This is a genomic window from Chryseobacterium sp. MEBOG06 (assembly GCF_021869765.1).
Lineage (GTDB): Bacteria > Bacteroidota > Bacteroidia > Flavobacteriales > Weeksellaceae > Chryseobacterium.
In genome coordinates this window covers 1,873,116-1,885,529 of sequence record NZ_CP084580.1, presented here as the reverse complement: position 1 = coordinate 1,885,529, position 12,414 = coordinate 1,873,116, and the positions used below count along the sequence as shown (strand labels likewise).

At 34.7% G+C, this 12,414-nt stretch carries 13 protein-coding genes; 3 read left to right on the top strand and 10 right to left on the bottom strand.

Going from position 1 to position 12,414, the window contains the following annotated elements; all coding sequences use genetic code 11:
- Window positions 1–12: 12 nt before the first annotated feature.
- Window positions 13–735: an ABC transporter ATP-binding protein gene (locus LF887_RS08655; RefSeq protein WP_236858726.1), complete on the bottom strand. Its 723-nt coding sequence runs from the start codon at window positions 733–735 to the stop codon at window positions 13–15.
- A gap of 87 nt (window positions 736–822) precedes the next feature.
- A complete protein-coding gene (locus LF887_RS08650) occupies window positions 823–2,064 on the bottom strand; it encodes an efflux RND transporter periplasmic adaptor subunit (RefSeq protein WP_236858724.1) in 1,242 nt (413 codons plus the stop codon).
- Window positions 2,065–2,261: 197 nt separating this feature from the next.
- Here LF887_RS08650 and LF887_RS08645 point away from each other — a divergent pair, with 197 nt between their 5' ends.
- The 3 genes from LF887_RS08645 (at window position 2,262) to LF887_RS08635 (ending at window position 5,492) form a co-directional block, all read left to right on the top strand.
- Window positions 2,262–3,605, top strand: a complete 1,344-nt coding sequence (locus LF887_RS08645) for a sigma-54-dependent transcriptional regulator (RefSeq protein WP_236858722.1) — start codon at window positions 2,262–2,264, stop codon at window positions 3,603–3,605.
- 101 nt (window positions 3,606–3,706) lie between these two features.
- Complete coding sequence (locus LF887_RS08640) at window positions 3,707–5,023, top strand: sensor histidine kinase (protein ID WP_236858720.1); 1,317 nt, start codon at window positions 3,707–3,709, stop codon at window positions 5,021–5,023.
- A 73-nt stretch (window positions 5,024–5,096) separates the two neighbouring features.
- On the top strand, window positions 5,097–5,492 hold the full coding sequence (locus LF887_RS08635; RefSeq protein ID WP_236858719.1) for a VOC family protein: 396 nt from the start codon (window positions 5,097–5,099) through the stop codon (window positions 5,490–5,492).
- A gap of 61 nt (window positions 5,493–5,553) precedes the next feature.
- On the opposite strand, the gene LF887_RS08630 is transcribed toward LF887_RS08635, so the two are convergent.
- The 8 genes from LF887_RS08630 to LF887_RS08595 all read right to left on the bottom strand — a co-directional run bounded on the left by LF887_RS08630 (window position 5,554) and on the right by LF887_RS08595 (window position 12,413).
- Window positions 5,554–6,960, bottom strand: coding sequence for a S41 family peptidase (locus LF887_RS08630; protein ID WP_236858718.1), 1,407 nt, complete (start codon window positions 6,958–6,960; stop codon window positions 5,554–5,556).
- 309 nt (window positions 6,961–7,269) lie between these two features.
- Window positions 7,270–7,617: a hypothetical protein gene (locus LF887_RS08625; RefSeq protein ID WP_236858717.1), complete on the bottom strand. Its 348-nt coding sequence runs from the start codon at window positions 7,615–7,617 to the stop codon at window positions 7,270–7,272.
- A gap of 536 nt (window positions 7,618–8,153) precedes the next feature.
- Window positions 8,154–8,744 carry a hypothetical protein gene (locus tag LF887_RS08620; protein ID WP_236858716.1) on the bottom strand — a complete coding sequence of 197 codons (591 nt, stop codon included), beginning with the start codon at window positions 8,742–8,744 and terminating at the stop codon, window positions 8,154–8,156.
- Window positions 8,745–8,908: 164 nt separating this feature from the next.
- The gene (locus LF887_RS08615; protein WP_236858715.1) at window positions 8,909–9,484 is read right to left on the bottom strand and encodes a hypothetical protein; all 576 of its coding nucleotides are present in this window, start codon (window positions 9,482–9,484) and stop codon (window positions 8,909–8,911) included.
- 16 nt (window positions 9,485–9,500) lie between these two features.
- Entirely contained in the window at window positions 9,501–10,364 is an 864-nt protein-coding gene (locus LF887_RS08610) for a hypothetical protein (protein ID WP_236858714.1), read from the bottom strand.
- A gap of 104 nt (window positions 10,365–10,468) precedes the next feature.
- The gene (locus tag LF887_RS08605) at window positions 10,469–11,146 is read right to left on the bottom strand and encodes a hypothetical protein (protein ID WP_236858713.1); all 678 of its coding nucleotides are present in this window, start codon (window positions 11,144–11,146) and stop codon (window positions 10,469–10,471) included.
- A complete protein-coding gene (locus LF887_RS08600) occupies window positions 11,109–12,026 on the bottom strand; it encodes a hypothetical protein (protein ID WP_236858712.1) in 918 nt (305 codons plus the stop codon). The genes LF887_RS08605 and LF887_RS08600 overlap by 38 nt, the downstream gene beginning before the upstream one ends.
- Window positions 12,027–12,155: 129 nt before the next feature.
- Window positions 12,156–12,413 carry a hypothetical protein gene (locus tag LF887_RS08595; RefSeq protein WP_236858711.1) on the bottom strand — a complete coding sequence of 86 codons (258 nt, stop codon included), beginning with the start codon at window positions 12,411–12,413 and terminating at the stop codon, window positions 12,156–12,158.
- Window position 12,414 lies beyond the last annotated feature (1 nt).

Genomic DNA, 12,414 nt, shown 5'->3' with positions numbered 1-12,414 from the left:
AGTGCATCTGGATTAATCAAATGCTCCGGCATCTGCTTTTGCAAAGACATCTTTTCTTCGGGAGGCATATTCTTCATTAAAAATTTCGCCATCTTTCATAGTAATGATCCGGGAAGCAAAACCTGCATCATAAGAAGAGTGTGTCACCATCACTATGGTAGATCCTTCCCTATGAAGTTCAGCCAGAAGGTTCATTACTTCATTACCATTGGAGCTGTCCAGGTTTCCTGTAGGCTCGTCCGCAAGAATCAGCCTGGGTTTTGTTACCAGCGCTCTTGCTACTGCTGCTCTCTGCTGCTGTCCTCCGGAAAGCTGTTGTGGATAATGTTTTGCACGGTGGGCAATATTTATTTTCTCCAGAATTTCCTCTACTTTTCTTTTTCTTTCAGAAGAAGAAAATCCGTTGTATATGAGTGGAAGCTCAATGTTTTCATAGACCGTCAACTCGTCGATCAGGTTAAAATTCTGGAATATAAAACCTATATTTTTTTTGCGGACGTCTGATTTTTTTCTTTCACTCAGTCCGATCATTTCAACGCCTTCAAACTGATAAGAACCTGATGAAGCAGCGTCGAGAAGTCCAAGGATATTTAAAAATGTAGATTTCCCGCAGCCTGAAGGTCCCATTATCGCAAGAAATTCGCCCTCCTTAATATTGAGATTTACTTCATTTAAAGCATTGGTCTGTACATCTTCTGCTTTATAAATTTTTGAAAGATTATGTATATTGATCATTGTAGTATATGTTTAATGTTATGGTTATTGATATTCTGAAAGCCTTTTGTGGCTGCTTTTTATAAGAGGTTAAAAATATTCATCTTTTTACTTTTTAATCTCAATGATTTCATATTTTTTCAAGTCTGAATAATCTGATGTAATAATGGTCTCTCCTTCTTTGAGTCCTGATATTACTTCATAGTACAGCGGATTTTCTCTGCCGATACTTATTGTTCTTTTTTCTGCTTTATCTCCTTTCACTACAAATACCCATTTTCCATTGGTCTCTTTAAAGAAGTTCCCTTTGGGGATCATGGTACTCCGGGTATCTGCTGAAAGCTTTAATTTCAATCCGAAGGTCATTCCTATTTTCAGGTTGTCAGGTTTTTTATCTGTAAAATTAAGCTCCGCCAAAAACTGTCCGTCTTTTACTTCCGGCAGGATTTTAGTAATTACCACATTATAAAGCTTACCATCATTATCAAGGATCCCTTTGATTCCGTTCTGAAGTTTATTGATATAATACTCATCTATTTTAGCTACCATTTTATATCCGTCCATCAAATCAATCTTCCCTATACTTTGTCCATTGGTAAGGTTTTCTCCTATTGAGATGCTGAACGATGAAAGTCTTCCGGAAGCCGGTGCCAGAATCAGAAAATTGTTTTTATTGGAACGCAAGATCTGAAGGCTCTTATCCATCTGCCCTATTGAGCTGCTTATAGACGCCATCTGAGCATTCCTGGAGTTTTTTTCTGTAGAAAATCCTTTCTCTACGATAGATTTTCTCTGTTTCTGATAGGTAAGATTTTGCGTACTGATGTCATAATCTGTCTTTTTTCCAATCTCTGCGTCATAAAGCCGTTTCTGAAGATTAAAATTCTGCAGCGCCGTATTATAATCATTTTGAGCCTGCAGCAATTCTTTATCCTGAGCCAGTTCCTGATTTTTCAGTTCGAGAAGGGTGCTTCTCATCTGGCTGATCTGCTGCATAATTCCTGTTTCCTGATTCATGTAAGTAAATTCGGTATTAGGATTATACACTCTCGCAATAGGCTGTCCTTTAGTGAGGATCTGACCGTCTTCAGCAAAGATTTCCTTCACCGCTCCTCCCTCCAGTACATTGACCAGTGAAGAATTAAGAGATTGGGTCTGTGCTGTCACCATCAGCATATCTTCAAATTTCCCCTGGGTAACCTCGTCCATCTGAATATCTGCAGCGGAAACATTATATGTTTTTTTCTCACTGATAAAGTACACGCCGGACAACGATATCATTGTCAATAGGGCCAATCCGCCTAAAACAAATTTTAATTTCGATTTCTTTTTTACTATTTTCGTATCCATATTAAAGATAACTCATTTTATTACAATAGATTACACAAGGCAGATGCCAGAGAAATATAAACAGGTAAGTCATTGACAATCTGCAATAATGTTTTCAGGAATAGAAGATCAACTGTTCATTATCGGACACTTCTTGTGCGAAAACGAACACTTTTGTAATCAAAAAACAAGTTTTTAATACATTTAATGTAAACTGTATGCGTAAAAAAGAAGCCCATATTCTGATTGTAGATGATGATGAAGACATTCTCTTCTCCGCCAGAGTCTGGCTTAAAAAGTTTTTTTCAGAAGTCAGCTGCCTCAGTAAACCTGCTCAGATTTTAAAATTCATGACGGAAAATCAGGTGGATGCCGTGGTACTGGATATGAATTTCAGAAAAGGCTTTGAAAGCGGCCAGGACGGTCTATATTGGATGAATGAGATCAAAACCCTGGAACCTCATCTTCCCATTATTCTGATGACGGCTTATGGAGAGGTGGAACTGGCGGTAGAAGCTTTAAAGAACGGAGCTTCCGATTTTATTCTAAAGCCCTGGAACAATGAGAAGCTATACGCCTCCGTTAATCTCGCCGTAGATATTTCACGGAAAAACAGAAAACTCAGCCAATGGGAAAACGTAAGTCAGAAAAACAGCCAATATCAATTGGAAAGCCACTCTTCAAAAATGAAGGAAGTTCTTGAGCAGATCAGCAAAGTAGCCCCTACAGATGCTAATATCCTGCTGTTAGGAGAAAACGGAACGGGAAAATATGTCTTGGCAGAGTCTATCCATGAACAGTCTGAACGGAAAAATCAACCTTTTGTTCATATTGACCTGGGAAGTATTTCTGAAAATCTTTTTGAATCTGAGTTATTTGGATATAAAAAAGGTGCATTTACTGATGCTCATCAGGATTATACCGGAAAAATTGAAAATGCCCAAAACGGAACTGTATTTCTGGATGAGATCGGAAATTTACCCCTTCAGCTTCAGACAAAACTTCTGAGCCTGATTCAGAACAGGAAATTATCCAGAATTGGAGAGTCTAAAGAACGTTTACTGGATGTCCGTTTTATTTTTGCCACCAATGAAAATCTTAAAAAAGCAGTTGCTGAGCACCGTTTCCGGCAAGATTTGTATTACAGGATCAATACGGTGGAAATTCAGATTCCTGCTTTAAGAGAAAGGCAGGAGGATATTGAACTGCTTACACATTATTTTCTGGACCGTTATAAACAGAAATACCATAAACCCAATCTTGTCCTCACGGAAGATTTATTATCCGGTCTCAAAAATTATCCCTGGCCCGGCAATATCCGGGAACTGGATCACTGCCTGGAAAGAAGTGTCATTCTATCCAATGAAAGTAATCTTCACCTATTAATGCCTCAACATGAAGAACATGAGAACACTATTGTGAATCTTAATATCGAAGAAATGGAAGAAATCCTGATCAGAAAAGCTTTGAAAAAACATACCGGGAATATTTCTCTAGCAGCAGAAGATCTGGGCCTTTCAAGGGCGGCTCTGTACAGGAGAATGGAGAAATTCGGGTTATAAAAGCGATTAAATTTCAGATGTGAGATTCCAGACTGCAATCGGGCTGGTAAAATATAAATCTCCGGTTATTATAATGTACTATCAATACTATATAAAAATTCATGAGTAAAACAAAGTATCTGTGGCTGATCTACAACCTGCTGGCTATCGTTAGTGGAATCACGAGTTATCATTTCTTTTCAGAAAAAAAATGGTTCAATGCTGTTCTTTTTGCCGTACTCATGATTGCTTTTACAGCATTGGTCTATACATCACTCATGGCCCAGATTTCAAAAGCAAACAAGGTGATTTCCTCTATCAGGAGAAAAGATTTTTCGTTATTTCCAAAGGAAGAAGGAGCAGAACTTTTAGAAAACAGCGTCCGGCTATATTATCAAAGCAAGGAAGAACAATTCTCTTTGTCTTCTTATAAGCTTCTCTATGAAAGTATACTGGATCAGCTGGAAACCGGGCTTATGATCCTCTCTGAAAAAGAAGAGTTCTGGAATGTATTTTATGTGAACAGCACTTTCCTCAATACTCTTCAGGTTCCCAAATACAACCGGTGGGATCTGTATGCCGAAAAAGTTCCTGAATTTTATAGGATTATCGAAGATACCAATTACAAGAGTTCACAGGAATTTTTTGACATTTCTATTCACGGGAATTCTAAACAGTCGTTCTCTCTGAGAACTAAACAGGTCAGAAGTACTCAGCATCATTTTTATATTATTACGCTGGAATCTGTACAAAAGATTATCGAACAAAAAGAAAAACTGGCATGGAACAATCTGATGAAAGTGATTTCCCATGAGCTCCTGAATACGCTTACTCCCGTCAACAGCCTGATTCAAAACCTGGAGTACATCAGCAACCAGGAAACCATCGATAAGGAAGATCAGCAGGAAATGAAAGAAAGCCTGATGATTATCAATTCAAAATCAAAACAGCTTCTGAATTTTGTAGATCACTACCGTCAGGTTGCAGAATTGCCCAAACCCGTTCTGGCTCCTATTTCACTGAAAAAAATCTCTGAATCTGCCGCTAATTTCCTGAAACCTGAGTTTGAAAGATACAATATCATGATGGTTTCGGAAATAGAAGATTTTATAGTGTCTGCGGATGAAAAGATGATTGAGCGAAGTCTGATCAATCTCTATCTCAATGCAATTTATGCCGTCTCAGAAAAGGAACAAAAGATGATCAAAACAACCGTTAGATCCAATAACAACCGGATTATCATCAGTATTGCTGATAACGGCTCAGGAATTATTCCTGGTATTAAAGATAAAATATTCCTTCCTTTTTTTACAACGAGAGCCAACGGATCGGGGATTGGATTAACACTGGCTAAAAGTATCATGGAAGCTCATGGCGGATATCTTAATTACAGAGCCCTGGAAGAAGGAAGTTGTTTTGAATTGTGGTTTGTAGAATAACCTCCTGACACCCTGTTGTCACCCTTCTGCTCTACCTTTGTTTAAAATTATTCAACAATTAAATTTAAACAGTATGAAACTTGCCTCACTAAGGATTATTACAAAAGACATTAAGCAAACGGTATCATTTTATGAAAAAGCAGTTGGCTTAACCGGTCAGTGGTATACTGAAGATTTTGCCGAATTATCCGCCAGCTCTATCACCATAGCCATTGGAAGTACCCGAACCATGAAACTATTTGGTGAAAATCTTACAGAATCAACAGGAAATAAAACCACAATCATAGAGTTTCTTGTTGCTGACGTAGATGCAGAATATGAAAGGATCAAAAAACTCACAACTGACATTGTACAGGAGCCTACAACTATGCCATGGGGAAACCGGTCTCTTCTGTTTCAGGATCCGGACGGGAATCTGATTAATTTTTTCACACCGGTGACTGCGGAAGCAATTCAAAAGTTTAGCTAAAATTTATGCCAAAAAAATACCGCCTTATTCAGGTGGTATTTTTTAGTAAATCTATGCTCCTTTATTTTTTTAGCTTCTCCAATTCCAACACTTTATCAAGTGTCTTGTCTTTGAAAATACCGGCCGGATAAAAGCTGTTATTAAAATCAGGATATTTCCTTGGGTAATCCATCTCTATCGTGACAGGAATTCCGGTTCCTTCGTAAATTTTTCCTCTTTTATCAGTATAAATCTCGTTGGAAAGGCTAAACTCCCATCCATTAGGCAGTTCTTTCCAGAGGATTTCTGAAAATATTCCTGAAGTTCTGCTTCCGATTCTTGTAATATGCGGATAATCCAGTGCTCCAAGTGCAAAAATTTCTGCTGCACTTGCTGTATTGGGTCCCAAGAGTAAATAGACAGGCTTAGAATACGTTTTCTGTGCAGGATGTAAAGTATAGTTCTGTTTCGGGGTAAAGCCGGAACCCATTTTTGCTCTAACAGAAAGCACATTTTTGTCAGACGGAACAAAATAGCTTAACAGTTTAAGGGCTACCGTTTCATATCCTCCCCCGTTGAAACGAAGATCGATTACTACGGAAGATGTTCCTTCCAGATCATGAAGTACCCGATCCATCATCTTTGCCGCTCCTTCGATTTCATCATCAAACATTTTCTGAGGAGTTTTTGATTCACTGATTTTATCATACAAAGCTCTGAATTCTTTTGAGTTTTGCTGATTTTCAGGAACGTAATCAGCAAAATTATTCATATCTGTCATTAAGATATACCCCGTTTTACCATTTTTCAAAAACCCCCATTGCAATACCCCTCCATTATAAGATTTTAGTCCCTTTCCATAAGTATTTTTCAGATCAGACAGCAAAATCTGTCTTGTATGCACACTTCCTGATGCAGCCGATACTGGTGCAGGCTGGTCCTTCAAAGCATCTGGAAGATCAAGACGGATATGCCCGTCTTTAAGTTTTCCTATAATTTCCTTTAAGATTGCGGCAAACTCTTTATCGGTCTTAGCATTCTGAACCATTGGATGGTATTGGTCATATATTGCTTTCCAGTCTATATTCCGTTCTTTAAAAAAGGCATAATTATCATTAAACGTTTCCCAAAATACCTGAAAGTTCTTTGGATAAGATAGGTCCTTCACCTCTCTTATACATTTTGAAGGAAGTGAATCCAGTGGGGTAAAATTATAATTAACAATTCCTCCCGGATTTAAAACCAGCTTTCTTTTAGCTGAAGAAATGACCCGGAAACGACCGTTAAAAATCCCTTCTGCCAAGGGTTTGCAGGTAACAGAATTGATATTGTAATACGAAAATGCAGAATCTTTGATTGCCAGCACCCGGTCATAGCCTTGTTGTTTCCACACTGTGTTGGTTAGTGACTTTGCGATCTCCTGGGCTTCCGCCATACCTCCTGACAAAGCTAAGCTCAGTAAGAAGAAAATATTTTTTGTAGTATTCATTGGTTACTGATAAGACAATCTTATCCATAGTAATATTACATGGTTTTCAAGATCTTACCTAAATTAAAAGCTAAAACAATTTTTCATTATTTTCCGATAAAAAATAAAACCTCGAAATTTATCGTCGTATATTTTATATAGTAAAATATAATTTATCATATCATAAAGCACAATGTAATACTAAATTATCATTTTTTACCTGGCCACAATATAATGGCAAAAAGAATTGAAAACATCTCCTTTTACTAACTAATTCAGATTTTAAATCTAAATCAGAGAAAGATTATTATCTTTTATAATTCCTGTTACTCAAGAATCATCCTTATGACTATCACTATAATTTGGTAAAATTATATACCTGTTTCCTGTATTAACCAAATCTGCCGATGTAATTTTACTTTCGAATAGACTATTTGTATAAGATATCCCACCAACAGCATTACTTCCTGTAAAGGCAGAGTTGAATCCTCCTGAAACAATACCTGGCAGTACAAACTTAATGGCTCCCGGATTACTTGAAATAGTTCCCAATGCTCCTGAGATTACCGCTCGACCAATGGCGCCTCCCAATACCGTACTCCATATTCTTTGCCAGTCACATTTTACAGGGTTCCAGTTTCCACCATTGGCAGCTACACCATTGAAATAGCCTCTCAAGAATAAACAAAAGTAGGGAAGTCCCTACTTTTGTTTAAAATTCAATTTTGAATATATTACTAGGAGTAATATATTTCTATTAATTATTTAAAAATTTAATAACTATTTTCTTATTACATTTTCTAGTTGCTATAAATAAGAATTCTTAAAATCATCTTCATTTTTTAAAGCTTTTGGCAAAAAATCATTCGCAGTTTTTTGAATGTAAGTCCACTCATCATTACTTAATATAATACTTTTTGCAAGAGAATAAATTTTAAATGATAATTCTTTGTTAAAAATAGCAATCTCTAAAAATGGTGATGTATCTCCGTTAAAAAAAATTCTAAATATGGATATTCTGAATTAATATCTCCAACTTCCTCTATTCTAATATTTCTTTTCATATATATTTTATTTTAACCCTCTAAATCTAATAAATATACCATCTGCTGTCTAACTTGCAGCACTTCCATTAGACAATGTAAAAGTAACCATATGTACAATCTGTATTTTATATAATAATCCCTGAGTCACACTATTTAGGAAGATACTGGTTAAGCTTTGCGTAAATCACTCAAAAGTTCATTCATTCTTTCTTCTCTTTCTTTTCTCTCCTTCATTTCTCCTTTGTCATCTTCACCCCAAAAATCAAGATATACAAATTCTCTACTAAATGCAGCTTCTGCCCATTCCTTCACTTGAGGTTCAATCTTACCTTCCAAAAATAATTGAGAAAATGCCAATGCAATTACTTTGTTATCAATTGCATTTAAATCAATATATTGATTTTGCATGGTATCGACTATTCTTCGAAGCCTTTCAGGGTCTTTACCATCCATATAAAGATCAAATCCTGGATATCCTGAACTAATAAGTTCTTCGTCTATAAATTTTCTTATATCTTCTTTTGGATGTTCTTTTTTCCAGTCACAATACAAGTAGTATGTATCACTACCGATATCATTTCCAAAAGGAGACCATGCATCTAAAGGATCATAATAATACTCATTTAGCATTATTTTTTTTGCTGCTTCGCTTCCATTCTTCCATTCAATTTCTATATACTTAGAGGTGGTCTGGCCTTTAGATATTCCGAAAACCAGAAAACAGAAAAGAAGAGCTAAAGTATTTACAATTTTTTTCATAGATCTACATCACATACTTTTAAAATTATTTTAAATAGAATCCAGAGCAGGAGAAGTCCTGCTCTAGATTTTTAAATTATTTAATAATCTCCTTTAAATCAAATATTGCAGGAGATTCAAACATTGTATTGAAAAAATTCTTATAGATAAATGAATTAAGTTTATTAATTATGATTGGTGTAAACAAATGCAAGGAAATATAACTTATCCTCTTCTTCTCTTGGAGGCAAATGATAACCAATTGTCAATGTAGATTTCTTAGAATCAGTTTCCATTAAGATCTCAGTATTTTCATACTTTGTGTCAAAATCTTCATTTTGAATAGTAGAATTTTTAACTCTGGATCCCAATTTTTCAAAAGATTCAATCAATTTGTGATATTCATTTATCATATCTTCTTTATTATAAAACCAAACTCTTTCGGTAATTGAAAAATTGCCAGACTGAATATCTTCATCTTTTTGTATTATACTAATTTGTCCCTCTTTTATACTGGACTCAATTAATGGGTTCTTATCAAATCTAGCAACAAAATCACTAACATTACCTCCTGCATTTCCCCAACTTATTCCCTGTCTGACTATATGTTCAAATTTCAAGGGGGATTTATTAACCATATTTTTAGGACTTGAAGCTAGATCTAAATCTAAAAATAACTTGTTTAACTCTTCATTCATATTATTTTGACCGTTTAAAATTAAACTTAAAAAACTTAGCACTACAATAAGAATATTTTTCATATAATTATAAATTATTTTATTTAATAAATGATGTACTAGGGCTTCCACCACCATAATATAATCTCATTTCCATAAATTTATTTATCATTCTATATTGAGCTGTCATATGTACAATCTGTATTTTATATAATAATCCCTGAGTCACAATATTTGGTGATATTTTTGTATCAGAAGTAGTACCAATAATAAATTGTCCTCCATATTTATTTACTCCTCCATTTTTACTCATTGCATAAAGCATAGATGATATCTGGCCTTGATTAGAACCATTGTATAAAGTACCATCCATTGCTTTTACCTCTGCAAACTGAACACCAGGATATCTTGTTGAACTTTTAGGAAATGGTGTTGGGACATTAAACATAGAATAATATTCATCTATAACCATATCAAAAATTCCATCTGGAACAGTATTTCTCAATTTTTCGTTATACTTACCTGCTATTTTTTTATTATTACTTTCATAATTCAACGAAGAATAATCAACTCCCATAATTGCATTGAAAGCCTTTTCAAACATTGTACCCGACTTCTGTTGCAGTTTTCCATAAGAACAGTCTTCACAAAAATTAGTTTTAACATAATTGAGTAGTATACTCTTTGTTAAATCATCCCAGCCCCCACCAAAATAATCTTCTGTGGGAGAGTTGATATATCTATACCCTGCACTAATCCCATCCGTAGAAGTCACATTATTGGTAAACAAATTACCAGAATAAGATATCCCACCAATAACTCCTCCTAAGAAATTACCTCCTGTGAACGCTGAGTTGAGCCCTCCTGAGATTATCCCTGGCAAAGCAAACTTAATAGCTCCCGGATTACTTGAAATGGTTCCCAATGCTCCTGAGATTGCCGCTCCACCAATGGCGCCTCCCAATACCGCACTCCATGTTCTTTGCCAGTCCCATTTCCGGGAGGATTTTTTAAGAAAGCAAAAGTAGGATTACTCCTACTTTTGCTTAAAAAAATTACTTTACCACTTTATTTATTAATAAATAATGAATCTTTTAAAATTAGATCTCTATCATAAACTTTATAATCTACTCTCTCTTTCTTCAATAAAGAATCTAAAACTTTAGCTCTAGGTTCATAGAATTCCCAATCCGCTGAGATTCTTGCATTTTCCTCATTAAAGGTTTTATCATTCATTTTATTTGAATTAAAAAAAATAATTATTCTCCGCTCTGATTTTTTTGGAAGAAATAGAACGTAATTTGAAAATAAATCATCTCTACTATTTAGAAAGTTGGAAAAATCATTTTCTGAATTTTTGTAATTAAACAATGTTTTTTTACAGAATGAAAATAATATTCTATTACCTTTTTCCCAATCTTCTATTTCATCTGCAAAAGCAGAACTTACGATTTTCCCTCTAATCTTTCCCACATCATCAGAATAAATTAAACCTTTTTTAGTTTTTACTAAATAATATTCTGGAAAAATAGAAAGTGCATAATTCTGATCAGAATTATTTTTGAAGAGAAGAGTTGTCATTAAACTATTATGATCAATCTTGTCTTTTTTTAGCAAACTAATCTCAATATTTCGATTATTCAAATCTTCCTTCAACTTATTACATGAGAATAAAAAAAAACAGCTCATTAACAAAAGGATCGTTTTTTTATTTGATTTTAACTGATAAAATTTTAATTTTTTCATAAAATTGTTTATAAGTAACACTGTTTAAAATATTTTGGTTAAATATGATATTCATTTTGGAACTATTGTTAAAGTATTTCGGTAGTTCACTCAATCCGTTTTTTTGTAAAAAGTCACGTTCAAGTCCCCAAATCGCAGCATGGTCTATTGAAACTCCTGGGCTACCTGTCCCTGGTATGGTAGATGGAACATAGCCAGAAGTGGTTTTATCATATCTTAAATTAAATAAGGTAGAAAATGTATTAAGCCTCGAGTGTCCCAACTCATGAGTCATTACAAAACCAAGTTTAATTTTAGAGGCAAAAGAGGCTTTGGAGAATGATATACTTGAAGAATTATTATCCCAAGGATTACTTCTGGTATAAGCATATACATCCTCCCCCGTTATGGTATTATAATACGCATCCCCCTTTTTAATATACGGACTAGATACATGATCTACATAAAACTGTTTTGCTCCCGTATTCATTTCACTCCATCCAGTATCTTTAAACATTTTTCTTAACGTCTGTATTGATGGATCCAGAGCTTCTCCCGAATCAGGTATTCCAAGAGCATCATATTCGGCTTTGGCTAGTTCGCTATATACTGATGTTGAAGTCACATTATTGGTAAACAAATTACCAGAATAAGATATCCCACCAATAATTCCTCCTAAGAAATTACTTCCTGTGAACGCTGAGTTGAGCCCTCCTGAGATTATCCCTGGCAGTACAAACTTAATAGCTCCCGGATTACTTGAAATAGTTCCCAATGCTCCTGAGATTGCCGCTCCACCAATGGCGCCTCCCAATACCGCACTCCATGTTCTTTGCCAGTCCCATTTTACAGGGTTCCAGTTTCCACCATTGGCAGCTACCCCATTGAAATAACCTCTCAAGAATAAACAAAAGTAGGGAAGTCCCTACTTTTGTTTAAAATTCAATTTTGAATATATTACTAGGAGTAATATATTTCTATTAATTATTTAAAAATTTAATAACTATTTTCTTATTACATTTTCTAGTTGCTATAAATAAGAATTCTTAAAATCATCTTCATTTTTTAAAGCTTTTGGCAAAAAATCATTCGCAGTTTTTTGAATGTAAGTCCACTCATCATTACTTAATATAATACTTTTTGCAAGAGAATAAATTTTAAATGATAATTCTTTGTTAAAAATAGCAATCTCTAAAAATGGTGATGTATCTCCGTTAAAAAAAATTTCTAAATATGGATATTCTGAATTAATATCTCCAACTTCCTCTATTCTAATATTTCTTTTCATA